19 protein-coding genes and 1 pseudogene are annotated in these 24358 nt (G+C 66.3%); 12 read left to right on the top strand and 8 right to left on the bottom strand.

Features of this window, described 5'->3' with window-relative positions:
* Positions 1-21: 21 nt before the first annotated feature.
* Positions 22-1005, top strand: a complete 984-nt coding sequence (locus ACNJYB_RS26020) for a threonine/serine dehydratase (RefSeq protein ID WP_183240052.1) — start codon at positions 22-24, stop codon at positions 1003-1005.
* A gap of 240 nt (positions 1006-1245) precedes the next feature.
* On the opposite strand, the gene ACNJYB_RS26015 is transcribed toward ACNJYB_RS26020, so the two are convergent.
* Positions 1246-3027 carry a caspase family protein gene (locus ACNJYB_RS26015; RefSeq protein ID WP_439369318.1) on the bottom strand — a complete coding sequence of 594 codons (1782 nt, stop codon included), beginning with the start codon at positions 3025-3027 and terminating at the stop codon, positions 1246-1248.
* 185 nt (positions 3028-3212) lie between these two features.
* Between ACNJYB_RS26015 and ACNJYB_RS26010 the strand changes: the two genes are divergently transcribed.
* Positions 3213-3653: an RbsD/FucU family protein gene (locus tag ACNJYB_RS26010; protein WP_439369317.1), complete on the top strand. Its 441-nt coding sequence runs from the start codon at positions 3213-3215 to the stop codon at positions 3651-3653.
* 61 nt (positions 3654-3714) lie between these two features.
* Here the strand turns inward: ACNJYB_RS26010 and ACNJYB_RS26005 are convergent, their stop codons facing one another.
* Positions 3715-5403 carry a Na/Pi cotransporter family protein gene (locus tag ACNJYB_RS26005; RefSeq protein ID WP_439369316.1) on the bottom strand — a complete coding sequence of 563 codons (1689 nt, stop codon included), beginning with the start codon at positions 5401-5403 and terminating at the stop codon, positions 3715-3717.
* Positions 5404-5914: 511 nt separating this feature from the next.
* Between ACNJYB_RS26005 and ACNJYB_RS26000 the strand changes: the two genes are divergently transcribed.
* Positions 5915-6274, top strand: a complete 360-nt coding sequence (locus tag ACNJYB_RS26000) for a hypothetical protein (protein WP_439369315.1) — start codon at positions 5915-5917, stop codon at positions 6272-6274.
* A gap of 184 nt (positions 6275-6458) precedes the next feature.
* On the opposite strand, the gene ACNJYB_RS25995 is transcribed toward ACNJYB_RS26000, so the two are convergent.
* Positions 6459-7871 carry a hypothetical protein gene (locus tag ACNJYB_RS25995; RefSeq protein WP_439369314.1) on the bottom strand — a complete coding sequence of 471 codons (1413 nt, stop codon included), beginning with the start codon at positions 7869-7871 and terminating at the stop codon, positions 6459-6461.
* A gap of 75 nt (positions 7872-7946) precedes the next feature.
* Between ACNJYB_RS25995 and ACNJYB_RS25990 the strand changes: the two genes are divergently transcribed.
* A complete protein-coding gene (locus ACNJYB_RS25990; protein WP_439369313.1) occupies positions 7947-9143 on the top strand; it encodes an MFS transporter in 1197 nt (398 codons plus the stop codon).
* Here the strand turns inward: ACNJYB_RS25990 and dgcA are convergent.
* Positions 9113-10108, bottom strand: a complete 996-nt coding sequence (gene dgcA / locus ACNJYB_RS25985; RefSeq protein ID WP_439369312.1) for an N-acetyl-D-Glu racemase DgcA — start codon at positions 10106-10108, stop codon at positions 9113-9115. The two genes, ACNJYB_RS25990 and dgcA, sit on opposite strands and share 31 nt — an antisense overlap.
* A 143-nt stretch (positions 10109-10251) precedes the next feature.
* On the opposite strand from dgcA, the gene ACNJYB_RS25980 reads away from it, so the two are divergent.
* The 3 genes from ACNJYB_RS25980 to ACNJYB_RS25970 are packed head-to-tail and all read left to right on the top strand — an operon-like array spanning position 10252 to position 13047.
* Positions 10252-11385, top strand: coding sequence for an MlaE family ABC transporter permease (locus ACNJYB_RS25980; RefSeq protein WP_439369311.1), 1134 nt, complete (start codon positions 10252-10254; stop codon positions 11383-11385).
* A 2-nt stretch (positions 11386-11387) separates the two neighbouring features.
* Positions 11388-12158, top strand: coding sequence for an ABC transporter ATP-binding protein (locus tag ACNJYB_RS25975; protein WP_439369310.1), 771 nt, complete (start codon positions 11388-11390; stop codon positions 12156-12158).
* A gap of 16 nt (positions 12159-12174) precedes the next feature.
* Positions 12175-13047 carry an MlaD family protein gene (locus ACNJYB_RS25970; protein WP_439369309.1) on the top strand — a complete coding sequence of 291 codons (873 nt, stop codon included), beginning with the start codon at positions 12175-12177 and terminating at the stop codon, positions 13045-13047.
* A gap of 348 nt (positions 13048-13395) precedes the next feature.
* Here ACNJYB_RS25970 and ACNJYB_RS25965 read toward each other — a convergent pair whose 3' ends face one another.
* A complete protein-coding gene (locus ACNJYB_RS25965) occupies positions 13396-19179 on the bottom strand; it encodes a negative regulator of septation ring formation (RefSeq protein ID WP_439369308.1) in 5784 nt (1927 codons plus the stop codon).
* 396 nt (positions 19180-19575) lie between these two features.
* On the opposite strand from ACNJYB_RS25965, the gene ACNJYB_RS25960 reads away from it, so the two are divergent.
* Together ACNJYB_RS25960 and ACNJYB_RS25955 are read left to right on the top strand one after the other, a co-directional pair.
* Positions 19576-19950: an Hpt domain-containing protein gene (locus ACNJYB_RS25960; protein ID WP_439369307.1), complete on the top strand. Its 375-nt coding sequence runs from the start codon at positions 19576-19578 to the stop codon at positions 19948-19950.
* 172 nt (positions 19951-20122) lie between these two features.
* The gene (locus ACNJYB_RS25955; RefSeq protein ID WP_018642875.1) at positions 20123-20443 is read left to right on the top strand and encodes a 2Fe-2S iron-sulfur cluster-binding protein; all 321 of its coding nucleotides are present in this window, start codon (positions 20123-20125) and stop codon (positions 20441-20443) included.
* 13 nt (positions 20444-20456) lie between these two features.
* Here the strand turns inward: ACNJYB_RS25955 and ACNJYB_RS25950 are convergent.
* A pseudogene (locus tag ACNJYB_RS25950) lies at positions 20457-20927 on the bottom strand (acyl-CoA thioesterase).
* A gap of 182 nt (positions 20928-21109) precedes the next feature.
* Here ACNJYB_RS25950 and ACNJYB_RS25945 point away from each other — a divergent pair.
* From ACNJYB_RS25945 to ACNJYB_RS25935, 3 genes are all read left to right on the top strand, one after another.
* Complete coding sequence (locus tag ACNJYB_RS25945) at positions 21110-22138, top strand: NAD(P)/FAD-dependent oxidoreductase (RefSeq protein ID WP_439369306.1); 1029 nt, start codon at positions 21110-21112, stop codon at positions 22136-22138.
* A 173-nt stretch (positions 22139-22311) separates the two neighbouring features.
* The gene (locus ACNJYB_RS25940) at positions 22312-22911 is read left to right on the top strand and encodes a DUF2147 domain-containing protein (RefSeq protein ID WP_439369305.1); all 600 of its coding nucleotides are present in this window, start codon (positions 22312-22314) and stop codon (positions 22909-22911) included.
* Positions 22912-23351: 440 nt separating this feature from the next.
* Positions 23352-23708 carry a hypothetical protein gene (locus ACNJYB_RS25935; protein WP_439369304.1) on the top strand — a complete coding sequence of 119 codons (357 nt, stop codon included), beginning with the start codon at positions 23352-23354 and terminating at the stop codon, positions 23706-23708.
* A 52-nt stretch (positions 23709-23760) separates the two neighbouring features.
* Here the strand turns inward: ACNJYB_RS25935 and ACNJYB_RS25930 are convergent, their stop codons facing one another.
* The gene (locus tag ACNJYB_RS25930; RefSeq protein WP_439369302.1) at positions 23761-24030 is read right to left on the bottom strand and encodes a hypothetical protein; all 270 of its coding nucleotides are present in this window, start codon (positions 24028-24030) and stop codon (positions 23761-23763) included.
* A 142-nt stretch (positions 24031-24172) separates the two neighbouring features.
* On the bottom strand, positions 24173-24343 hold the full coding sequence (locus ACNJYB_RS25925) for a hypothetical protein (protein ID WP_439375646.1): 171 nt from the start codon (positions 24341-24343) through the stop codon (positions 24173-24175).
* Between the last annotated feature and the right edge of the window lie 15 nt (positions 24344-24358).

The following is a 24358-nucleotide window of genomic DNA, read 5'->3' as shown; positions in this document are numbered from 1 at the left end:
ATGGCCGCGATACAGTTGGCCATGACCGAACAGCTCCTTCCGGTCGGCCCCGCCGACATCGATGCCGCAGCGCGCGTGATCGCGCCCTATGCCATCCGCACCCCGCTGTTGTCCTTTCCCGTGCTCAACGAGCGCGTCGGCGCCAAGGTGTTTTTGAAGCCGGAAATGCTCCAGCGCACCGGCTCCTTCAAGTTCCGCGGCGCCTTCAACAAGGTGTTCTCGATCCCGCAGGACAAGCGCGCCGGCGGCGTCGTCGCGTTCTCCTCCGGCAACCACGCCCAGGGTGTGGCGGCTGCGGCAAAAATCCTCGACATGCAGGCGACCATCGTGATGCCGGCGGACGCGCCGCTGTCGAAGCGCGAGCGCACCAAATCCTACGGCGCCGAGGTCGTGCTTTACGATCGGGACAAGGACGACCGCGAGGCGATCTCGCGCGGCATCGCCGAGAAGCGCGGCGCGACGCTGGTCAAACCCTATGACGATCCCTTTGTGATCGCGGGGCAGGGCACCGCCGGCCGCGAGATTGCGGAAGACATGGCAACGCTCGGCCTCAGCCCCGACATCGTGGTGGCGCCGGCCTCTGGTGGCGGCCTGATCGCGGGCGTTGCGACGGCCGTGAAGGCGCGCTATCCGCAAGCGGAGATCGTGGTGGCCGAGCCCGAGGCATTCGACGATCACGGCATCTCGCTGACCGCCGGTCATCGCGAGCCGCATCCGCCGGCCGGCCGCACCATCTGCGATGCGCTGATGGCCCTGATGCCGGGCGAGATGACCTTTGCGATCAACAGCAAGCTGCTCGCGCGCGGCGTCACGGCGTCGGACAAGGAAGTCGGCGCAGCCGTGGCATTCGCCTATCGTGAGCTGAAGCTGGTGGTCGAGCCGGGCGGGGCGGTGGGCCTTGCCGCACTGCTCGCGGGCCGCCTTGATGTGGCCGGCAAGAATGTCGTCATCGTGCTGTCGGGCGGCAATGTGGATGCCGACCTGTTCGCGGAGCTGGTGGCCTGAGAGCAGTTTATCTGTGTGGCCCATCCTTCGAGACGCCCGCTTCGGCGGGCTCCTCAGGATGAGGACGGCGTGTGTGGCGGCAGTTTCAACCGGCTCCGATACTCATTAGCCTCATCCTGAGCAGACCGCGAAGCGGTCGTCTCGAAGGACGAGGCGTGCGCACAGGCCCATGTCCATTCCCCGAAACGAAGACGGGTCAGAGGGTTTCCGCTCTGCCCCTTGTCGTTTCGCTTGCCGCGATCAATGCATGAAGCCTCGGTGGTTGTTGCCGCCGCCCATGCTCGGGGCCTGGTTCATCGATTGGCGGAACCTGTTGCCGCCGTTGCCGACCGTGCGATTGGTCGCGTTGAGCTGCGGACGGTTGTCCTGGTTCTTGACCTGCACGTTGTTCACCGAATTGTTGTTGAGCTTCACGATACCGGTGTTGCCGTTGTTGACGCGGATCGGGCTGTTCTGCGTCTGGACGGGCTTCGCGTCGACAGTCGTGCCGCCCTTGCCGACATTCACCGGCATGCCCACGATCTTGCGCGGGTTGCCGTTGGCGTTGCCGCCGTTCGGCTTGGTGTTGGTCACCGGCAGCGTCACGATCTTGCCGGTCCCGCCAGTGTTGGTCGGCGCAGGCAGGGTGACGATCTTGCCCGGGATCTGCGACGGCGTGCCGTTCGGCTGGTTGTTGCCGGCCGGCAGGCTCCCGACCTGGCCGCCATTGCCGAGCTTGCCGATGACATTGCCTTCGATCGGCTTCTGCACGACCGGCAGGTTGCCATTGACCTGTGCGCCACCATTGCCCTGCTGCAGCGGCATGTATTTGGGCAGGCCGAGATTGCCCATCTTGAAGACGGGAGCAATGTTCTGCGGCGCCAGGAACTTGGTCGGCTGCATCAGCGGGATCTGCTTCGGCTGCGCCTCGAGCTTCAGCGCGACCTGCGCATAGGGGCTGTTGCCGTAGCTGTCATAGAAGCTCTTGTAGCCGAGCGGCGAGTTCGCCAACACCGCCTTGTGCCAGGCCTGCGAGATCAGGAGGTTATTGAGCAGCCAGCGGATGTGGTCGCACAGCGGGTCGTGCGGATACATCCGGATGAACTCCTGATAGTACTCCGGCCGGCCCTCGGACACGACGTAGTCGTAGGCCTGACGGGTCGAGCGGCTCGGCAAATTGGAGGCCATCTGCACCACGGGCGCATTCACCGGCGCACGGTTGGCGGCAACAGCGGTGTCACCGAAGAAGGTGAAATCGCTCGTGAGCGAGGAGCTCTCCCACGGGATCTGCGCGCCGCTGGTGCTCTGGTTCACCTGAAGGCGGACGCGCTTGAACAGCTGCTCGATCGGAACGTTGGGCTCGCGTGCGACGTTCAGAAAGGCCTGCGTGTAGGGGCTGTGGCCGCCCGTGCCGTCGAGCGCTTCGGCGCCCGGCGCGGTCGAGTAGCCGACGATCGAGCCGTTCGGCGCATCGACGATGGCGAGGCCGCGGCCGGCATCATTCACGTTCGGGAACGGGTTGTTGCGGCAGGCATCGAGGATGACGATGCGCATGCGGCTCGGGATCGTCTCCAGCGTCGACATCACGTCGACGAGGCGCACGGAGTTGTTGACGAGCTCGGTCGGGCTCGAGACCTTCGCGTCGACCGGAACGAGATAGTTCTCGCCGGCGAGCTGCACGCCGTGACCGGCGTAATAGACCATCGCCACCGTGTTCGGACCGCGCGCGGACACTTTGGCGGAGAAGTCCTGGACGACCCGGAGCATGTCGTTCTGGCCGAGGTCGGTCGCGGAGACCACCTCGAAGCCGGCGGAGTTCAGGAACTGCGCCATCGACTCGGCGTCATTGTCGGGATTGGCGAGCTGCGGCGCGTTCTGGTAGTTCGAATTGCCGATCACCAGCGCGACGCGCCGCTCCGGCCCTTGCAGGGCCGTGGGGGCGGGCTGGGCCGGGGCGACTTGCGCGGAAACAGGGCCGCAGGCGAAGCCGAACAGGCTTCCCACGAGGCTAGCCGTCATCAGGAAAGGTCTTAGGCGGAACATGGCGTGCTCCTTTCGCACTGATCTCGATGCAAGATTAGTTGCGAGGCAGACTGGCCGCGTTCGAGTTCGGGGTCCGTGATCCCTGTCACCATGGTGGCTGCGTGATCTGAATCACGCTCGGAACCTGCTATGGTGTGAATGGCCGGTTCGCCGGCGAAGAACATGCGCTGGGAAAGTGCCGTCACATGCTGAAATCGATCGATCCGATCCTCACGCCCGACCTGCTCTGGCTGCTCGCCTCGATGGGCCACGGCGACGACCTCGTTTTCGTCGACGCCAATCATCCCGCGACCCGCATCGCGCAGACCACGACGTCACAGCGCCTGATCCAGTTGCCGGGCATGAGCATGGAGGCTGCCATCCGCGCGATCATGTCGGTCTACCCGCTCGACGATTTCGATCCGGATCCGGTGCGCGTGATGATGCCGGTCGACGATCCCGATCGCGTGCCCGACGTGCAGCGCGCGGTGCTCGCGGAGATCGCGCGCGCTGCTGGCCGAACTGTCACTCCCGGCAAGCTCTCGCGTCCGGATTTCTATCGCGCGGCGGCCGCGGGGTTCGGCGTCGTGCAGGTCGGCGACAGCAGGGGCTATGGTTGCTTCCTGATCAGGAAGGGCGTGATCTGAATCGCGATGAGTGGGCGAACGCTCCTCGCGCTTCAGGCTGCTGTTTGAACATATCTCCGCGCTAGCCCCGCCCCACCAGATGAGCCGCCGAGCGCCAGGCATGCTGCGACAGGGCTTCGAGGTTTCGCACCGCCTCGACACGAAGCAGGGCGGCGTCGGCGGTCAGGGTTCCATTGGCCACCGCACCGAGCGTCGCACTGCGATGGGTGCGCAGCATTTCGGCGAGCTGTGTCGTACAACGCTCGAGCTCGGCGATTGCCTCGTCGGGCGGGGCGGCGCGCGGACCGGCCATGGCGTCGCCGGCACGCGAGGCGGGTACGGAGTGCAGCGATCCGTCGGCGCGGGGCGGCGCCGCCATGCCGCGCGCAATCGCAGCCGCGCTTCGCATGACTTCGGCACATAGCTCTCCGGCGCGGATGTCCTCCGGCCCGCCTGCCACCGAAGCGAAATTGTTTCCTCCACTTGCGAGGTCCGTCAGCCGGGACGCGTGGTCGAGGGCGTGCAGCGTGCTCGTCAGACGCTGTTGCTCGTCGTCGGTCTCAGGCGGTCCAGCCACATCAGACAGGAATATTTGTGCCTGGCGCACGGCATCGGCCGCCTCCTCTACGGATACAGCGTCCTTCCCCAGGCGTATCGATCCAGCGCGGCCGGCCAGTTTCGCCTCGACCGAACTGCACACCGTCAAGAGCACGCGCGCGATCGTGCGCCGTACCGCTTCCACCGCCACGACCGGGGTCTCAAGCGCCGAAGGATCGAGACATCGCGTCAGCGGCGAGCCGCGCTCGGGCAGAATCCGTTCGACCAGTCGCGTGAACGGCTTGATCAGGGGCAGCAGGACCGCGACGCCGACGACGTTGAAGGCCGTGTGGTAGCCGGCCAACAGCGTGACGCCGTCGATCGTGTCAGCGGCGCGCAGCAGCATGGGCGTTACTATGGGAAAAGCCACCAACGCGATGAGTGCGGCAATCAGCTTGAAAAGAACGTAGGCGATGGCCAGCCGCTTCGCGGTCGGGCTGGCGCCGATCGCGGCCAGGGCGGAACTCGTCGCTGTTCCGATGTTCTGGCCGATGATCAGGGCGCAGGCCTGGTCCAACCCGATCGCGCCCGCGAAATAGGCGGACAGGGTCACCGCGATCGCGGCCGTCGACGATTGCATCAGCGCGGTCATCACCAATCCGATCACGATCAGTGCCAGCACGCCGAAGAGGCCCAACCACCATGACACCCCGGGACTGCCGAGGACCGCGGGCAGGTCCGCCGGGTGCAATCGTTCAGCCAGCCCGCCCATGCCCTGCTGCAGGGTCGTCAAGCCGAACAGCACAAGGCCGAAGCCAGCGAGCGCGGCGCCGACCCCGGAGATCCGTCCCCTGCCGAGAAGCTTGGTCAGCGCGCCGACGAAGATCATCGGCAGCGCCGCTGCCGTGAGCGAGACGCGGACGCCGATCAGCGCGACCAGCCAGCCGGTCCCGGTGGTGCCGATATTCGCGCCGAAGACGAGGCTCAACCCTTGCTGGAAGGTCAAGAGGCCGGCGCTGACGAGACCGATCGTCGTCATGGTCGTTGCGCTGGAGGACTGCACCAGCAGCGTGACCACAGCCCCCCAAAACGAGCCGAGCAGCGGCGTCGAGGCAGCCATGCCGAGCACCGTGCGTAGCGCAGAGCCGGTCAGCGTCTTCAGCCCCTCCGTCATCACGGTCATGCCGAGCAGGAAGAGACCTACCCCGCCGAGCGTCGAGATCGCCGTGGACATGTGTGCTCCTTCCGACAGGGCACCACGAATGGCGAAGCAGACAGTACAGCAACGGAGTGCTGATAGGTCGGATCAATTGTTGCACGATGGTCGGGCTCCCCGGGTTTCGGATGGGCGCGATCAGCCGCAGGGCTATCGCATATGGGTTTCACGAAGATTCCCCGCGGGCTTGCTCGGCCTCTCCCGCCTGCGGGAGAGGCCGACGCGCTCGCGGAGCGCGGCGGGTGAGGGCTCTCGCCACCCAGAGACGCCTTCCACAATTCAACAATCCCAACGCGGAGACACCCCCACCCCGCCGATGCCGCAGCACCGTGCACGCCATATGCCATACCCCTGCGATCAGCCAGGAGACGTCATCAGATCGGGCCAGCGGCCCGATCGCCGCAAGCCAACGCGTAACGATTCCGCGACAGTCGGCATGGCTGCGTGTGCGGGATATTGATCGAGGTGGCGAAACGCCTCTCACTCGAATTTGAGTGCCTTCTCGCATCCGCCTGTCTATGGTCGCTCCATGTCTCGCCTTGTGTGTCTATCCGTTGCTGTCATCCTGTCGCTGCTGCCGGCCGTCGCATCCGCTGAGCCCGCTCAAAAGCGTCCCAAGCCGGTCTGGAAGGGCTACGGCTTCCTGCCGGGCTATCGCCAGCCGCTGAGCAACAGCATTCCGCTCTACAAGCAGAAGGATGCCATGCGCCGCCTCGCGCGCAGTGAACGACGCCACTGGTACATCGACCCGGTGCCTCAGTATTACCGCTGGGACGGCGAGTGGCACTATTTCGGCCGCCCCGGCTTCGGCGGCGGCCGCTACAACGGCGGCAGTTTTGGCCCGTGCTGGACGCGCACGCCGATCGGGGCGGTGTGGAATTGCGGGTGAGCGACTGATCTCCGTCGTCGTGAGTACTCATCCATCACTGTCGCCCCGCGCAACGGCGGAGCCGTTGTCGCGGGAATTGATAGGCCTCATTGCGAGCGCAGCGAAGCAATCGAGAGTCTTTCCGCGGAGGGATTCTGGATTGCTTCGCTGCGCTCGCAATGACGACGTTGAGAGCGCGCGTTCCTTACGAGAAGAACGCGATCTTCTCGGCCTGGGTCATGCGGCGGATCGGGGCGAGGGGGTCGTTGGCGGGCGCGCGGGGTTTTTGCAGGATGCCGCTGGCGAGGATGGTGGCGCCGAGCGAGGGCTCGGACGAGGACAAGGGCGTGGGCATCGGCAGCGCTGCGCTCGGTGCCGCGGCGAGTGATGCGGTGGCTGCTATCGCCAGGGCCTGCTGCTCCATCACTTCGGCCGCGGCTTCCGCGATGGCGTCGGTGAGGCGCGCGAGCGAATCCATCGCGATCGGCGCGGCTGCGGGCTCTTCCGCGACGGCTGCGACGGCCGGCTCAGGTGCGACCGGCTCCGGAATCTCGGCGGCAATTGGCGCCACGGCCTCCGCAGCCATCGGATCCGGACTTGCTGCGGCCATCTCGGGCGGCTCGATGATCTCGTCGAACTCCGGATCGGGTGCGGCCATCTCCAGCGCGATGGCCTCGAGGATGGCTTCGTCCTCGGCCTCCGCGGCGGCGTCGAGCGGGAACGCGTCGGTGACCTCCGCGACCGCGGTGGTCGCTGCGACCGGCTCTTCAAGAGCGACGCTTTCCGCGGCGTTTTCGAGTGCGGCATTGCCGGGCGCGATCTCGCTGTCGGCTGCGATCCCCGGCGCGACGGTCGCATCCATGGCCTGCTCGGCCATTGCGAATGCTTCCGCGCTGCCGGTTTCCTCTACCGCCGCTTCGGGCTCGGGAGTTGCTGCGACGTCCTGCGGCGTCTCCGTAAAAGCCACGGGAGCGTCGCTTGCCGTCGCTTCAGGCGCGACCTCAATGGGCGGCGCCTCTGCTACGGACGACGGCGCCTCCTGCGGCGGAGCCGGCGAGGAACGCTCTGCCTGTGGCGATGCGCCGCCCTCGGTCTGCTCGATCCGTTCCCTGAGCAGATCGAATGCGGCCTTGAGCTCGACGCGGGGATCGATGGTCGAAGTCTGTCCGTAGGCGGCCTCGATCGAGGCAAGCTGCGAATCAATGAGGTCGCAGATTCGACCGTCGGCGCCGATCTCGCGCCAGCGCCAGGAGATCTCCTTGATGATGCGCACGCCGCGCGGGATCGGCGAAAGGCTCGCCTCGAGCGTAGCGGGATCGAATGCTGCGAGCGCGATCGTCTCGGCCTCGCGGATGGCGCGGCGGATCTCGACCAGCGCCTCGGGCAGGCGGTCCTCGACGACGGGTTGTCGCTGTGCCGCAAGGGTTTCTTCGATTTTCGCGACCGCATCCAGCACCATGCGGGTGTCCGCATTGCGGTTGCGCTTGGCGTATTCGCCGAGGAACCAGCGGCCGCGCGCGGTCTCCATGAAGGCTTCGCGGATCGCGTCGTAGTCCTGCTCGTTCGGCTCGGCCGCACGGGCAGACATGGGCGAAAGGGCGAATGCTTCGTTGGCCATGACAATCTCGTCGCGCAAATCAGTGCGCGTTACACTAACGATCACCACGATATCGACCGAATCGCAATTGGTTTGATGCAGTCCGAATCACAAATCCCCACGCCAGCCGCCGTGAAGCGGCGATTCGCAGTGAGTCTGGCGCTGTTCTATTCGGCGCTGTTCGCGGTGACGGGCACGCAGCTGCCGTTCTTCCCGGTCTGGCTGAAGGCGATCGGCGTCGACGCGGCCTGGATCGGCCTCATCAATGCGCTGCCGGCGATCACGCGCTTCACCACGTTGCCGCAGCTCACCGCCTTTGACGAGAAGCGGCATGCCATTCGCGCCGGCATGATGGTGTCGGTGCTGGCGACCGCGATCGGCTTTGCGGTCGTGGGCTTGCAGCAGCAGCCGCTCGCCCTGTTCCTGATCTACGCGCTCACCTGCATGATGTGGACGCCGTCGACCCCGCTCACCGATGCCTATGCGCTTCGCGGTGTCGCGCGCTACGGGCTCGACTACGGACCCCTCAGGCTGTGGGGCTCGGCGGCGTTCGCCGCCAGCTCGCTCGCCTGCGGCTATCTCGTCGACGTCATCGCCGGCCGTGACCTGATCTGGGTGATCGTGGCCTGGGCGGCCGTTGCGGTGCTCGCCAGCCTGCTGCTGCAGCCGCTCGACGACGTCGGGCGCAAGAGCGTCGAGACGAGGGCCGACACCGCGCTGCTGCGCGATGCGGGCTTCTGGGCGCTGATCGCCTCGGCGGCGCTGATCCAAGGCAGCCACGTCGCCTATTACACCTTCTCAGCCATCAACTGGCAGCTTCACGGTCTCGGCGGACTGACGATCGCGGGACTGTGGACGCTGGGCGTGATCGCCGAGATCGTCGTGTTCGCGCTGTCGCCGCGCTTCCTGCTGCACCCGTCCACGATGATGGCGATCGGCGGCTTGAGCGCCGTGGTGCGCTGGATCGTCACCGCCAACGAGCCGCCGCTGGCGCTGCTCGCCATCGTGCAGCTCGGCCACGGTCTCACCTTCGGCATGACCATCGTCGGCACCATGAACCTCCTGGTGCAGCGCGTACCGTCGCATCAGCTCGCGCGGGGGCAGGGCTACTACGCCGCATGCAGCGGGCTCTTGGGCGCGACGACATCGATCGCGTCAGGCGCGATCTACGCCCGCATCGGCGATGGCCTGTACTATGTGATGGCGGCGATGGCCGCGGGCGGCGCGCTTCTGATCTTGTCGGCGCGGCACCGGCTCAACGCTCATCCCCAGAGTGAAGCGTCTGGCGGATAGACCAGGCTGCCGTCATAGCGCAGGCCGTGATCGCGGTCGCGTGCGAGCAGCAACGGGCCGTCGAGATCGACGAAGCGCGCCTGCGGCGTCACCAGCATGGCGGGGGCCATCGACAGCGAGGTCGCGACCATGCAGCCGATCATGATCTCGAAGCCGAGCGCCTGCGCGGCATCGGCCATCCCGAGCGCCTCGGTGAGGCCGCCGGTCTTGTCGAGCTTGATGTTCACGGCGTCGTAGCGCTCGCGCAAGGGCGCGAGCGAAGAGCGGTCATGCACGCTCTCGTCGGCGCACACCGCGAGCGGCCGCCTGATCCGTGCCAGCGCCTCGTCCTTGCCTGATGGCAGCGGCTGCTCGACCAGGGTGACGCCGGCGGCCGCGCAGGCGGCGAGATTGTGCGCCAGATTGGCCTCGGTCCAGGACTCGTTGGCATCGACGATCAGCTCGGACTCCGGTGCCGCCTTGCGCACGGCCGCGATGCGCTCCGGGTCGCCGTCGCCGCCGAGCTTGATCTTGAGCAGCGGCCGGTGCGCCGCCTTGGCGGTGGCCGCTGCCATGGCGTCGGGCGTGCCCAGCGAGATCGTGTAGGCCGTGGTGCGCTCGACGGGGGCCGGGCGGTCGAGCAGGCTCCAGGCCCGCTCGCCGGCCGCCTTGGCCTCCAGGTCGATCAGCGCGCAATCCAGCGCGTTGCGGGCGGCGCCCGGGGGCATGGCACCTTGCAGGGCCTGGCGGGTCAGGCCGCCGGCCACGGCGTCCTGCATGGCCTCAATGGCGGCAAGGGTCGCCTCGGGCGTCTCGCCGTAGCGCGGGTAGGGCACGCACTCGCCGTAGCCGATGCGGCCATTATGGCTCACTTCGGCCACAACGGTGACTGCCTCGGTCTTGGCGCCCCGGCTGATCGTGAAACTGCCGGCAATGGGAAAGCGCTCGATTCGCGCCTGAAGTGCCGGAACCTCGCTGGAAGTCATTTTGAACTCTGGCGAAATCTGAACCTGCTGGTTACCTGTAACAACTAACATGAACCACTTGGGGATACCTTCTCTGGGGAAGGGCGCGTGCGCAACTATCTGAATTCATCTGTTTCTTGCGCTCCGGCGCGGGAGCGGACATCTTGAACAGCGATCCCAAGCTGGAACGGATTGCGAAGGGCAACGCGCTGGCACTTTGCGCCACCGGGACCTGGACCGCGAGCTTCGCGCCGGTCCTGGAGCGGATGGTGGCGGATGCCGAGAAGCTCGCCGGCGGTCCGCAAAGCATCTTCATCGACGTCTCCGAGGTCGCCAAGCTCGACACGTTCGGCGCCTGGCTGATCGAACGGCTGCGCCGCAGCCTGACGCAAGGCGCGGTCGAGGCACAGATCGCGGGGCTTTCGGCGAATTATTCGAGCCTTGTCGACGAGGTGCGGCGGGTCCGGGCGACGCCCGTGGTCGAGACCTCGACGATCACCATCACCGGCATGCTGGAGCAGATCGGCCGCGCCGTGGCCGGCGTCGGCGGCACCGTGGCAGGCCTGATCGACATGCTCGGCGCGGTGCTGGCGGCCGGCTTTCGTGTGCTGATCCACCCGCGCGCGTTCCGCCTGACCTCGACCGTCCACCACATGGAGCAGGTCTGCTGGCGCGCGGTGCCGATCATCGTGCTGATCACCTTCCTGATCGGCTGCATCATCGCGCAGCAGGGCATTTTCCACTTCCGCCGCTTCGGCGCCGACATCTTCGTCGTCGACATGCTCGGCGTGCTGGTCTTGCGCGAGATCGGCGTGCTCCTGGTCGCGATCATGGTGGCCGGCCGCTCGGGCAGCGCCTACACCGCCGAGCTCGGCTCGATGAAGATGCGGGAAGAAATCGACGCGCTGCGCACGATGGGCTTCGATCCGATCGAGGTGCTGGTGTTGCCGCGCATGCTGGCCTTGGTGCTGGCGCTGCCGATCCTCGCCTTCCTCGGCGCGATGGCTGCGCTCTACGGCGGCGGCCTCGTCGCCTGGCTCTATGGCGGGGTCGATCCCGAAGCTTTTCTATTGCGCCTGCGCGATGCGATCTCGATCGACCATTTCATCGTCGGCATGGTGAAGGCGCCGGTCATGGCCGCGGTGATCGGTATCGTCGCCTGCGTCGAGGGGCTTGCGGTGCAGGGCAGCGCGGAATCGCTCGGGCAGCACACCACGGCGTCGGTGGTGAAGGGCATCTTCTTCGTCATCGTCATGGACGGCGTGTTCGCCATCTTCTTCGCCTCGATCGGAATGTGACGATGGCTGGCGAGATTCAAGATCCCATCATCCGCGTCCGCGACATCACCGTGCAGTTCGGCTCAACGCGCGTGCTCGACGGGCTCGACCTCGACGTCAAGCGCGGCGAGATCCTGGGCTTCGTCGGTCCTTCCGGCGCGGGCAAATCGGTGCTGACGCGCACCATCATCGGCCTCGTGCCGAAGGTCGCGGGCAGCATTGAGGTGTTCGGCGTCGATCTGGATTCCTCAAGCGCCTCGCAGCGACGCAATGTCGAGCGGCGCTGGGGCGTGCTGTTCCAGCAGGGCGCGCTGTTTTCCTCGCTGACCGTGCGGCAGAACATCCAGTTTCCGATGCGCGAGTATTTGCGCGTCTCGCAGCGGCTGATGGACGAGATCACCATGGCCAAGCTCGCCATGGTGGGGCTCAAGCCGGAAGTTGCCGAGCGTTTTCCATCGGAGCTCTCGGGTGGCATGATCAAGCGCGTCGCACTGGCGCGCGCGCTGTCGCTCGATCCGGACCTCGTGTTCCTGGACGAGCCGACCTCGGGTCTCGATCCGATCGGCGCGGGCGATTTCGACGAGCTGGTGCGGACGCTCCAGCGCACTTTGGGTCTGACCGTTTTCATGGTAACCCACGATCTCGACAGCCTTTACACCGCTTGCGACCGCATCGCCGTTTTAGGGAACGGTAAGATCATTGCGGCCGGGTCGATCGCCGACATGCAGGCCTCGCAGCATCCCTGGCTGAGGCAGTATTTCCATGGCAAGCGCGCCCGTGCGGTCATGAGTTGAGTAGCCGGAGCACCTGATGGAAACGCGGGCGAATTACGTCCTGATCGGATCGTTCACGCTGGCGGTGATCGCCGCTGCGATCGGCTTCGTGCTCTGGTTCCAGTCGCTGCACACCACCAAGCAGCGCAGCCCCTTGCGTGTCGTGTTCGAGGGCCCGGCAGCGGGCCTGCGCAACGGCGGCAGCGTCAATTTCAACGGTATCCGGGTGGGCGAGGTGGTCTCGGTGAAGCTCGACAACCCGCGGCGGGTTGTCGCACTTGCCATGATCGAGAACAACGCCCCGGTCCGCAAGGACACCCTGGTCGGCCTCGAATTCCAGGGCCTCACCGGCGTTGCCGCCATCTCGCTCAAGGGCGGCGAGGAGACGGCTCCGCCGCCGCCGCTGGACGAGGACGGCATCCCGACGCTGACGGCCGACCCCAACAAGCTGCAGGACGTCACCGAGGCGATCCGCGCCACCCTGCAGAACATCAACAAGATCGTCGCCGACAATCAGGAATCGGTGAAGAACTCGCTGAGGAATCTGGAGACCTTCACCAACTCGCTGGCGCGCAATTCCGAGAAGATCGACGGCGTGATGGCCAAGGTCGACGGCGTCATGCTCAAGGCCGACAACCTCATGCTCGGCCTCAACACGCTCGCCGGCGGCAAGGACGGTGGCGAGCTGTTCCAGGCGGTGAAGTCGATCCGCGAGCTCGCCGACGATTTCGACAAGCGCTCCGGCGCGCTGATGGCCGACGGCCGCCGCACCCTCGGCGACATCAGCCGCGCCGTGAACAATTTCGACCGCAACCCGACCCGCGTGCTTTTCGGAGCCAGCAACTCGTCGCAAGCCGCTCCGCCGCCCGAGCCGCCGAAGCCGGCGGCACCTGAGCGCAGGCGGCAGTAGCGTTCTCTTCCCTTGTCCCCTGTGGGAGACGAAGAGAAGCGAGCTGCAACGGCAACTCTCTCCGAGGCAGCGTCTGGATTGCTTCGTCGCTTCGCTCCTCGCAATGACGACATGGAGAGAGCGTGCGCTGCCTTCGTAGCCGGATGGAGCGCATCGCAATCCGGGGCCTCTCTCCGCCGTCATTGCGACCGAAGCGAAGCAATCCAGCTGTCTCTGCGGAGGCAATCTGGATTGCCTCGTCGCAAGGGCTCCTCGCAATGACGCTGGTCTTGGGGTGGTGACGCCGCTCCAAACAAACGGAGGCCGCGAGGCCTCCGTTTTCATTCGCTATTCGTTGATATCCGCCGCTTACCCCAGCCGGCCTGCCGCATGCGCGAGCAGGGTGTACACCAGGCCCGTCTCCGAGGTCAGGTGGCCGCGCAGCTCCTGCGGGCCGCGGCCGTCGCGGGCGACTTCGTCGAGCAGGCGCTCGAACTCGGCGACGTAGCGGTCGACCGTACCCTTGAAGTTGCGGTCGGCGCGGTATTTGCGGGCGACCTCGTCGAAGGCCTTCTGGCCGGCGGGCGTGTAGAGGCGCTTGGTGAAGGCCTTGTTCTCGCCGCGCTGATAGCGGTCCCACATCTCGGCGGCGAGGTTGCGGTCCATCAGCCGGCCGATGTCGAGCGACAGCGATTCCAGCGGATTGCCGCTGTTCTGCGGGGCCTGCGGCTGCGGTGCAGGGGCAGCAGCACGGCCACGGGAAGCCTCACGGCCGTTCGGAGCGCCCTGGTTGGCGTCCGTGCGGTTCAGGAGATCCGACAGCCAGCCGTCACGGCCCTGGTCGTTGTTGCCGGGCGCAACCGGCGGCGTCTCGGCGCGGCGCGAGGGCGCGGGCATGCCGATGTCTGGCGGCGGCAGCGTCGAGGCGCTGCCGGTGTCGCGCATGCGGGTCTCGGTCACCCGGCCGCCGACAGACGCCATGATCGGCTCTTCCTGACGCTGGACGGCGACGGAGGCGCGGCCGGTCGTGGTGACGTCGAGGCCGCGGCCGTGCTGGGCAACGATGCGGTTGAGCTCGGCGAGGGCCTCGATCTGGTCCACGATCACCTTGCGCATCTGCGCAGTGCTCTCGGCGGCCTCCTGCGGCATCTCCAGAACGCCGCGGCGCAGCTCGTTGCGGGTGGCTTCGAGCTCGTTGTGCATCTCGAGCGCCATCTGCTTCATGCTGGAGACGAGGTTGGTGAACTTCTCGGTCGACTGCTTGAACATCGCATCCGCCTCGTCCGTGGTCTGGCGGTAGATGTCGTGCATCGCCTCGATGGTCTGGCGGTGCTCCTCCTCGGACGCCGCGCGCACCGCCTCGAACTGGCGGGTGATCGCGGCCGAGCCTGCACCGGCGGTCTCGGCGACGACGCGGGCGATGTCGCGCGCACGCTCTTCGGCGGCGGCCAAGGACTCGTCGAGCAGGCCGGTGAAGCGCGACAGCCGCTGGTCGAGATCGGCCGTGCGCAGGTCGATCGTGGTGACGAGCGATTCCAGCGCCTGCTTGCGCTCGGCGAGCGAGGCGGTGGTGTTCTTGTTGCTCTGCTCCACGACCTGCGCGGCATCGACCAGCGCCTTGCCGTGCTTGTCGAACTGGGTCGACAGCTCGCCGAGATCCTGGAGCGCCTTCGTGGTCTTGCTGTTGAAGACGTTGAGCTGGTCTTCCAGGTTCTGCGTCGCCGCGCCGTTGCGCGAGGTGACATCGTTCATCGCCGAGACGAAGTCGGCAACGCGCGTCACCAGCGCCCGCTCGAGCGAGTTGAGGTTGTCGTGCGCACCGGTCAGCACCTCCTGGAGCAGGATGTTGCCTTCGCGCAGACGCTCGAAGAGGGCGACCGTATCGGTGCGCAGGATCTTGCTGGTCTCCTGCATCTCGGTGACGGCCGCGATGGAGACCTGGCGCGACTGGTCGATCGCGGAACGCGAGGCCTGCTCGAGGTCCTTGAGCGACTTGCCGACCGCGCTCGTGGCGATCTCGCTCGCCGCATTGATGGTGCGCGCGACTTCCGAGCCGTTGCCCATCATGGTCTGCGAGAACGCATGTCCGCGCGTCTCGATCGACTTCAGCGCGTCGGAGGTGACGCGATCGATGTCGAGCGTGAGCTGGCTGGTCTTGGAGCCGATCGCATCGACCAGCGCGCCGCGCTTGGCGTCGATCATGTTCGACAGGCGGTCGGCCTGCTGCTGCACATAGGTGACGATCTCGTCGGTCTTGCCAGTCATGGCCTGGCCGAAGCTGGAGCTGGCGGCGAGCACCGAGCGCTCGATGTCGGCCGAACTCGACTTGACCCGCGAGCTCGCCTCGTTGGAGGCGGAGATCAGCGCATTCTGGGCGTTGAGCGCGCTGCTCTGGATGTCATTGGTCGCGTTCGCGGCCGCCGCGCTCAGGGCGCGCTCGATCTCGGTCGAGATAGTGCGGATCTGGCTCGCGGCATCCGCCGAGGTCGAGGTCAGCGAGGTCTGCGCCTCACGCGCGCTGTTGAGGATGGTCGAGGCGGTGTCGGCGCCGACCGCGGTCAGCGTGCGCTCGATATCCGTGGTCAGCGACTTGATCTGGCTGGCCGCGTCGGTCGAGGCGGAGATCAGCGTGCCCTGGGCCTCGCGCACGCCGCTGGTCAGCGCCTCGATGGTGGCGCCGCCGGCGGTCGCCAGCGCGCGCTGCATCTCGGCCGCGAGCGAACGGACCTGGCCGGTTTGTTCTGCGGAGACAGCAAGAAGGGTGCTCTGGGCGTCGCGGGCGCTGGTGGTGATGGTCTCGGCGGTGGACTGTCCCGCCTGCGAGAGCGAACGATGCACCTCGGCCGCGAGCGACTTGACCTGGCTCGCCGCATCCGAGGACGCCGTGACCAGCGTGCTCTGGGCTTCGCGGGCGCCGGTCATGATGGTCTCGGCCGTCGCGGTGCCCGCCATCGAGAGCGAGCGCTGCACGTCAGAGGACAGCGCCTTGATCTGGTTGGCGGTCTCGGTCGAGGCCGCGATCAGCGCGGTCTGCGCATCGCGGGCGCCGGCCGTGATCGATTCCGCCGTCGAGGCGCCGGCCATCGACAGCGAGCGCTGCACGTCGGCGGTGAGCGTCTTGACGTGGTTGGCCGCATCCGAGGACGCGGTGACGAGCGTGGTCTGCACCTCGCGGGCGCCGGCCAGGATCGAGGCTGCGGTGGCAGAACCGGCCGCCGACAGCGTGCGTTCGACGTCGGCCGCGAGCCCCTTGATCTGGCTGGACGCATCGCCCGAGACCGCAACCAGGGTCGACTGCGCCTCGCGAGCGCTGGAGAGGATCGAGTTGGCGGCACCCGTGCCGACCGCGGTCAGCGCGTGTTCGACCTCGGTTGCGGTCATCTTGAGCTGGGCGTTGACGTCGGAGGAGACCGTCATCAGCGACTGCTGAGCGGTGCGCGCACCGGTCTGGATCGTCTCGCTGGTGTTGACGACGAGGTTGGTGAGCGAGCGCTCGGCGTCCTCGACGTGCGAGCGGATCGCGGTCGAGATCATCTCGGCGCGGGACATCATGTCCTCGCTGGCCCGGCGGCCGCTGCTCTCGATGCGGCCGGCGACGGCCTCGACGCGCGAGCCGAGCAGGTCCTCGAACTGCGCCACGCGCACGTCGATGTCGCTCGCGACCGAGCCGACCTTGGTCTCGATGGCCTGCTGGATGTCCTGGAAGCGCGCCGTGACCGTGTCGGTCAGGTGCGTGCTGCGGCCGTTGATCATCTCGGTGACGCCGGTGATGCGGCGGTCGACCGCCTCGATCGCCTGGGCGGTGCCGTCCGTGAGCGTCGAGGTCAGCAGCGTGAGGCGCGTGTCGATCGACTGCACGGCCTGCGAGGCGCCGTTGGTGACGGCGGTGGTGAGATAGGTGAGGCGGGAGTCGATGGATTCGAGCGCCTGCGTCGCGCCGCCCGTCAGCGTCGTCGTGAGGTGGGTCAGGCGGGAGTCGATGGATTCGAGCGCCTGCGTCGCGCCGCCCGTCAGTGTCGTCGTGAGGTGGGTCAGGCGGGAGTCGATCGACTGGATGCTCTGCGACGCGCCATCGGTCAGCGAGCTCGTGAGCTGGTTGAGGCGCGAATCGATCGTCTCGATGGCGTGCGAGGCGCCGTCGGTGAGCGACAATGTGAGGTGGGTGAGGCGCGAGTCGATCGACTGGATCGCCTGTGCGGCACCGTCGGTGAGCGACGCCGCGAGCGTGTTGAGACGGCCGTCGATGGTCTCGGTCATCGACTTCGCGCGGCTGTCGAACGACTGTTCGAGCGCGGCGACGCGGCCGACGAGCTGGTTGTCGAAGGTCTTGATGTGGCCTTCGATCGTGCCGTCGAGGCCGGCGATCTTGCCGTTCAGCGAGGCATCTAGATGGTTGACGCGTTCGCCGATCGTGGCCTCGAACTGCACCAGCCGCTGATCGAGCAGGGCCGTGATCTCGCCGCCGCTGGAGGTGAAACGGGTGTCGAAATTGTCGACGTAGGTCTTCAGCGACTCGTGGATGTCCTGGGTGCGCTGACCCATGCGCTCGACGATCTCGCCGCCGAAGGTCTTCACGGTGCGGTCGAACTCGGAGATGTGGCGGGTGATCAGCGCGCCCAGCGTGCCGGAGTCGCGGGCGAACTTCTCGACCAGCTCGGTGCCCTGGTTCTTCACCAGCTCGTCGAAGGCGCTCATCTGCAGCGACAGCGAGTCGTGCGCAGTCTCGGTCTGGCTCACGACCTTGGCGACGAGGGTGTTGACGGTGGCGTCGAGCGCCTCGCTCGCCTTGTCGCCGCTCGTCATGATCTGGTTGGCGAGGCGGCTGCCGGCGTCGTCGATCTTGGCGGAGATGTCGTTCGAGCGCAGCTCGAGCTCGAGCAGCAGCGAGTCCGACGAGTTCTTCAGGCTGTCGTGCACCTGCTCGGTGCGCTCGGAGATGCCGTCGACGATCGCGGCGGAGCGCTGCTCGAACTCGCCGGTGATGCGGTCGATGCGCTCGTTCAGCATCTCGTGGACGCGGTCGGCGAGGTCGACGAACTCGTCGTGGACGTGGCCGGTCTTGAAGTTGAGGCTGGTGGTCAGCCGCTCGCTGGCGTCGAGCACGGCGCGCGTGGTCTCGTTGCTGGCTTCCTCGAGGCGGTCGAGCAGGTCGCCGCCGCGCTCGCCGAGCGCCAGGATCATGTTGTCGCCGGCGTTGCTCAAGGCGCTGGTGATGTGGGCGCCGCGCTCTTCGAGCGCGCCGGTGATGGACTTGGCGACCTCGTCGACCCGCGAGGCGATCGCGTCCGAGATCAGCGCGATGTCGTGGCGCAGATCGATCTGCACGCCGGAGATGGCGCTGCGGACCTGCTCGGCCTGGCCGACCAGATTGTCGCGCTGATGCGCGATGTCCTGGAGCAGGGCGCGGATGCGCACTTCGTTGTCGGTATAGGCGCGCTCCAGCGCGGCGACCTCGTTGGCGACCAGCGTCTCGAGCTCGCCGGCGCGCGCAATGGCGCGCTCGATGCCGTCGCCCATCGCCGCGACCTCGCGGCGGATGGCCTGGCCGACGGTGACCACGGAATCGGAGGCCGAGCCTTCGGGCTCGGAGAAGCGGATCGCGACCTGCGCCATCGCCTGCGCGATCATGCGCATTTCCTGGCCGCGCCAGACGAGGCTCGCCAGGAAGTAGAACAGCATGATCGGCGCGAAGAACATCGCGATCAGGCCGGCGATGACGAGGACGCCGCCGCTCTGGCCCATGGCGGCCTGGATCGAGGGCAGGAAGCCGACCGTCAGCGCCGCGCAGGCGGCGAGCCAGACGCCGGCGAAGATGGTGGCGAAGGTGTAGACGCTACGGGCAGGGCGGCCCTTCTGAAGCGCCTGGAGCAACTGGCCGATGGTCTCGCGGTCGTCATTGGCAGCGCGGCGTACAGTGCGCGGCTCCTCGACCGGGTCGAACACGGTCGACCGTTCGTTGGCAGCGGGGTGCGGCTCGAAGCTTGGCTCGTCGAAGGCCGGGGGCGCCGGCGGCGGCACTGAAGGCGCCGTTTCATTGCGCATCGTGGCATTGCGGCTGGCGTCCGCGGCGGTATCGCTGATGTTCAGGGCTTCCTGGATTGCAGAAAGCGCAACTTCTGTGGGGTCTTTGACCTTCTTGGGGGTGTTCGCCATATTCAGTCCGAGCCCTCGTTACTTGTACACGCCCCCCGCGAGCCCTGCGCGCTACGCAAGCCCACCGACCGGATCATGCCGCTTATGCGGATCTCCGAGCCGTCCCCACCCGGACGGCTTGTCCGCTAATTTCCGCAACATCCTATTGGCAGAGCGTCGCGAATGAAATGCCCGCGATTAAGACAATCTTAATCATCGTTAACAGGATCGCGGCGTAACGCCTTAGTAATCAACAGATTTCCCCACGGAACTCGGTCGATTGCGGCAACTTTTTGTCAATAAGCGGGCGGATTTGCGTAAATCGGCGCAAACATTTCGTTAACCATTCTCGTGCTTGGGTGGGGCGTACCGTACCGCCGGACCGGCGGACCATCGCGCGCTGCCGGGGCCAGCATCATGACGCCTGAACTGCAACGGATGGACTGGATGCCCTCGCCCCCGCTTGCGCCCATCGACAGCCCGCTCGATCTCGACCACCTCTCCCGGATGACGCTCGGCGACGCCGAGCTGGAACAGGAAGTGCTCGCGATGTTCGCCGAGCAGGCCGTGCGCCTGCTCGCGGCGATGACGGCGCTGCCGGCCGAGGCCGGCGCGCTCGCGCACAAGCTCAAGGGTTCGGCCCGCGGCGTCGGCGCCTTTGCGGTGGCCAATGCAGCCGCCAGCCTCGAGACGGCGATCCGAACCGGTCACGACCGGCCGCATGCCCTGGCCGCGCTGAAAGAGGCGGTGGCCGAGGTCCGTGCCGCGATCGCGGCGATCCTGAAGCATTAGGCCGGCGTCCCCGCAAATATGGGACCTGCGCACTCGTCGTTTGATCGGCGCGTTTTCTGCGCGCGAGGCGGATCCACGCCGCTCGAAAACGCTATGGCGCCGGGCTAACCGACCCGTTATAGGACAGCCCGGACCCTCCTTCATTCCCAACATCGCGGCAGCACGAGCACACATGGCCAAGATTCACTTTGTCGACCACAAGGGCGAAACCCGCACGGTGGAAATCGAGAACGGCGCGACCGTGATGGAAGCCGCCATCCGCAACAGCATTCCCGGCATCGAAGCCGAATGCGGCGGCGCCTGTGCCTGCGCGACCTGCCATGTCTATGTCGACGAAGCCTGGCGCGAGAAGGTCGGCAGCCCGACGCCCATGGAAGAGGACATGCTCGATTTCGGCTTCGACGTGCGCCCGAACTCGCGCCTGTCCTGCCAGATCAAGGTCTCGGACGACCTCGACGGGCTGGTCGTGGCGACGCCGGAGCGTCAGGCCTGATCGTCCCTCGCTGTTACGAGCTGCTCGGCGGCGCGACCTCGATGCCGCCCTTGTGCCAGGGTCTGAACTTCTCGATCACCTCTTCGGTCAGCGGCGCGGGTCGCCGCGTCGCCTCGTCGAGGAGCACGCCGACGGAGGTCGCGGACGCAATGCACTTCCCGTTCGAAAACACGACCTGCTCGAAGGTCACGGACGTTCGTCCGAGCTTCACGACGCCGAGGCCGAGTTCGATCGTGCCCGGCCAGTGCAGCTCGGCGCGGAAATGCATGTCGAGCCGCACCATGATTCAGGCGAAGCCCGGCGGGGTCAGCCCGTATTCGGGAAGCTTCATCAGCGTGACACGGCCGGTCTCGAAATAGGTGGCGTACACCGCATTGTTGACGTGCTGGTTCGGGTCGAGGTCGCCGAAGCGGACATTGTCACTGAGGCGAAACGGAAAGTCCTCAAGGCGCGGCGTCGTGTCGAGGCGGGCTGGTGCGTTCACCGATTGATCTCCGTCATATCCATCCTCGTTACAGCCCAGTTATTTTGGCCCGGCAAGTGGGCGCGGCGCCGGGGCGATCCCGCTTTTATGCCTTCCCTGTTCCATCCCCGTTGGCTAGACAGGCAGGGTCACCTCTGCCCAACGGGCGCCGTCCAACCGATAACGACCGATAAAGAGACGACATGAGCGACGTGATCAAAACCGATGTGCTGATTATTGGCGCCGGCCCCTGCGGTCTGTTCGCCGCCTTCGAGCTCGGCCTTCTCGACATGAAGGCGCATTTCGTCGACATCCTCGACAAGGTCGGCGGCCAATGCGCCGAGCTGTATCCGGAAAAGCCGATCTACGACATTCCCGGCATTCCGCAGGTCTCCGGGCAGGGGCTCACCGACGCGCTGATGGAGCAGATCAAGCCGTTCCATCCGACCTTCCATCTCGGCGAGATGATCGAGACGGTGGAGAAGATAGGCGACCCCGCGTTTCGCTGCACCACCGACGCCGGCAAGGTGTTCGAATGCAAGGTGGTGGTGATCGCGGCCGGCGGCGGCTCGTTCCAGCCCAAGCGCCCGCCGGTGCCTGGGATCGAGGCTTACGAGGGCACGTCCGTCCACTACGCCGTGCGCAAGATGGAGACGTTCCGCGACAAGAGCGTGCTCATCGTCGGCGGCGGTGATTCCGCGCTCGATTGGACGCTCAACCTGCATCCGCTCGCCAAGCGCATCACGCTTCTGCACCGGCGCGACGATTTTCGCGCAGCCCCCCACAGCGTCGAGCAGATGCGCGCGCTGGTTGCCGGCGGCAAGATGGATCTGCGGCTCGGCCAGGTCACCGCGCTTTCCGGTGCCGACGGCAAGCTCACGGGTGCGACCGTCAAGGGCAACGACAACAGCATCACGGAGGTCGCCTGCGACACCATGCTCCCGTTCTTCGGTCTGACCATGAAGCTCGGTCCGGTCGCGAACTGGGGCATTGCGCTGGAGAACAACCTCGTGCCGGTCGAGACCAGCGCATTCGAGACCAACGTGCCGGGCATCTTCGCCATCGGCGACATCAACACCTATCCCGGCAAGATCAAGCTGATCCTGTGCGGCTTCCACGAGGGCGCGCTGATGTCGCAAAAAGCCCATCGTTATGTCTATCCGGAGAAGCGGCTCGTGTTCCAGTACACGACCTCCTCGTCCAGCCTGCAAAAGAAGCTCGGAGTCAACTGACGCGAGAGAGCGGGGCTTTCGATGCCCCATGGTTCTGGTGCTGGAACCATTCGCGAAATCGCCGTAGTGTGCGGCCATTCCGGTCTTGGCTTAGGATAGTCTTGGCTTGACAAAGTCTTGGCTTAGCAAGGCAATTGGCTCAGCAAGACGATTGGCTCAGCAAGGTGATGATAATGCGGACTCTCTTTTCCAGCTTTCGGCTGCTGCCCTTCCTCGCGCTCGTGGTGTCGGTCGCTGCGGTGAGCCCGTCTGCGGCGCAGACCGCGGAGCCGACGGCTGCCGGCCTTTGGCAGAAAGTCGAGGACGGCAAGACGGTCGGATGGTTCCTCTTCATCGACCACAGCGGCGTCTTTGAAGGCGTGATCGCCAAGACCTTCCCGCGGCCCGGCGACAATCCGAACGAGGTCTGCAGCAAGTGCACCGACGATCGCAAGAATGCGCCGGTGCTCGGCATCTCCTTCGTTCGCAACATGAAGCGCCAGGGATTGAATTACGAAGGCGGCAACGTGCTCAATCCGCGCGACGGCCAGATCTGGAAGGCCAACATGAAAGTCAGCCCCGATGGCCAGACCCTGACGCTGCGCGGCTATCTCGGCATCGCGCTGCTCGGCAAGGACGAGACCTGGACGCGCCTGCCCGACGCCAACATCGCCCAGATCGATCCCGCCATCGTCGCGAAATATCTGCCGGCGCAGGCCGCCGCAACCAAGCCGGCCCCCACGCCCGCAGCCAAGAAGGGCGGCGCGATGATGGCGCCGGGGCCTAAGCAGTAGGTTGTTTCGGCATTCTCGCGCCCCGGCCTGACCGGGGGCATCCAGTACGCCGCGCCCTCTTCGTAGCCTTACACTGTCCCTGGAATACTGGATCGCCCGATCAAGTCGGGCGATGAGAGTCGAGTGTGCGGCTCGTCCGTGCCTCGATCTTGCTGCCTACGAGACCATAATAGGCCTGCGATCCCAGGCTCGGGACATAATGCCTCGGCGCCAGATCGGGCCCTGAATCGCCGGAGTGAAGTTCGTGCATTTCCGCCTTGCCCGGAATCGGCGAGACCCGGGCAGTAGTTCTCCGGAATGCGGGCTGGCGCCGGATTTGCATGGCTGTCGCAAAGCTGCTGGGGGAGCGAGTCGCCGTCTCACCGCCTGCCGCCATGTGCGGAAGGCGAACGGCGGCGCCTGTCCCTCGCGGCGCTGACTTCGATCCGCGAGAAGACGCCATGACACTTGCAAGACCGTGTGCGGTGATGCTGCTCGGCCTGACCGCGCTTTTGGCGACATCGGCGCAGGCGCGCGACGACGGGCGCTACGCCAACTCGCCGCTCAAACCCTGGTTCGAGAGCCTGCACAGCGAGTACGGGCAGTGCTGCTCGGATGCCGACGGCTACGTGGTCGCTGATGTCGATTGGGAATCCGACCAAGGCCGCTACCGGGTCCATCTCGACGGCGAATGGGTCGTCGTGCCGGAAGGAGCCGTGATCACCGAGCCGAACAAGATCGGCCGCACCATGGTGTGGAAGCACTATGTCGACGGCCACCCGCGCGTGCGCTGCTTCATGCCGGGCAGCATGACCTGAAAACGCTCGGGGCGCCCGCATCGGGTGCGGGCGCCGCAAGCAATGCGAAGGTTTAGCGCGACTCGCTGTCCGAATTGGCGCTGGCAAGCCGCTTGACGCGCGGCGACAGCACCGAGACCTGCGCAGGCGAGGCGGGCATGCCGGCGACGATCATCGCGGGCGCGGTCGACTGCTCCTCGACGCCGGCGCTGCCGAGCACCTGCACCTGCGTCGACGAGATCGGAAACGACTTCACTTCGTAAGAGGGAAGCTCGCCGGCGAACGCGGCAGCGGAGCTGGCAATCATTGCACTGACAATGGCAATCATCGAGAGAACGCGCATTTGGAAAATCTCCGTGAAAGATGTCAATCGGAGGTTTGGTCGCGATGATGCCGGGGCAGGTTCGCTCGTTTGCGAGGATTCCTGTTACCGTCGGCCCGGATATTGGTTGCTTGGGGCGAGAGGACGAAACGGGGAAGAAGTTTTACGCGCCAATGTTTCCGGATGGTTTCGTGCGGGAAGCCGATGCGCCTCGCTCAGTGCTCCAGCAGTTCGAGCTGCGTAGCTGGCCGCCGCGGCAGTCTCGGGAAACGCGCATCGTCGTGCCGCGGCCGGGCTCGGAGGCGATGACGGGCTCGCCGCCGTTTGCGGCCATGATCTCGCGGACGAT

Source organism: Bradyrhizobium sp. SMVTL-02 (assembly GCF_051853005.1).
Taxonomy (GTDB): Bacteria; Pseudomonadota; Alphaproteobacteria; order Rhizobiales; family Xanthobacteraceae; genus Bradyrhizobium.
Note: the sequence above shows the minus strand (reverse complement) of the source record. Positions and strands in the feature narration are given on the sequence as shown.

Excerpts from the sequence above, each read along its gene's own strand:
- ACNJYB_RS26020 (WP_183240052.1), top strand. The coding sequence starts at position 22 with ATGACCGAACAGCTCCTTCCGGTCGGCCCCGCCGACATCGATGCCGCA.
- ACNJYB_RS26015 (WP_439369318.1), bottom strand. The coding sequence starts at position 3,027 with ATGTTCCGCCTAAGACCTTTCCTGATGACGGCTAGCCTCGTGGGAAGC.
- ACNJYB_RS26010 (WP_439369317.1), top strand. The coding sequence starts at position 3,213 with ATGCTGAAATCGATCGATCCGATCCTCACGCCCGACCTGCTCTGGCTG.
- ACNJYB_RS26005 (WP_439369316.1), bottom strand. The coding sequence starts at position 5,403 with ATGTCCACGGCGATCTCGACGCTCGGCGGGGTAGGTCTCTTCCTGCTC.
- ACNJYB_RS26000 (WP_439369315.1), top strand. The coding sequence starts at position 5,915 with ATGTCTCGCCTTGTGTGTCTATCCGTTGCTGTCATCCTGTCGCTGCTG.
- ACNJYB_RS25995 (WP_439369314.1), bottom strand. The coding sequence starts at position 7,871 with ATGGCCAACGAAGCATTCGCCCTTTCGCCCATGTCTGCCCGTGCGGCC.
- ACNJYB_RS25990 (WP_439369313.1), top strand. The coding sequence starts at position 7,947 with ATGCAGTCCGAATCACAAATCCCCACGCCAGCCGCCGTGAAGCGGCGA.
- dgcA (WP_439369312.1), bottom strand. The coding sequence starts at position 10,108 with ATGACTTCCAGCGAGGTTCCGGCACTTCAGGCGCGAATCGAGCGCTTT.
- ACNJYB_RS25975 (WP_439369310.1), top strand. The coding sequence starts at position 11,388 with ATGGCTGGCGAGATTCAAGATCCCATCATCCGCGTCCGCGACATCACC.
- ACNJYB_RS25970 (WP_439369309.1), top strand. The coding sequence starts at position 12,175 with ATGGAAACGCGGGCGAATTACGTCCTGATCGGATCGTTCACGCTGGCG.
- ACNJYB_RS25965 (WP_439369308.1), bottom strand. The coding sequence starts at position 19,179 with ATGGCGAACACCCCCAAGAAGGTCAAAGACCCCACAGAAGTTGCGCTT.
- ACNJYB_RS25960 (WP_439369307.1), top strand. The coding sequence starts at position 19,576 with ATGACGCCTGAACTGCAACGGATGGACTGGATGCCCTCGCCCCCGCTT.
- ACNJYB_RS25955 (WP_018642875.1), top strand. The coding sequence starts at position 20,123 with ATGGCCAAGATTCACTTTGTCGACCACAAGGGCGAAACCCGCACGGTG.
- ACNJYB_RS25945 (WP_439369306.1), top strand. The coding sequence starts at position 21,110 with ATGAGCGACGTGATCAAAACCGATGTGCTGATTATTGGCGCCGGCCCC.
- ACNJYB_RS25940 (WP_439369305.1), top strand. The coding sequence starts at position 22,312 with ATGCGGACTCTCTTTTCCAGCTTTCGGCTGCTGCCCTTCCTCGCGCTC.
- ACNJYB_RS25935 (WP_439369304.1), top strand. The coding sequence starts at position 23,352 with ATGACACTTGCAAGACCGTGTGCGGTGATGCTGCTCGGCCTGACCGCG.
- ACNJYB_RS25930 (WP_439369302.1), bottom strand. The coding sequence starts at position 24,030 with ATGCGCGTTCTCTCGATGATTGCCATTGTCAGTGCAATGATTGCCAGC.
- ACNJYB_RS25925 (WP_439375646.1), bottom strand. The coding sequence starts at position 24,343 with ATGGCCGCAAACGGCGGCGAGCCCGTCATCGCCTCCGAGCCCGGCCGC.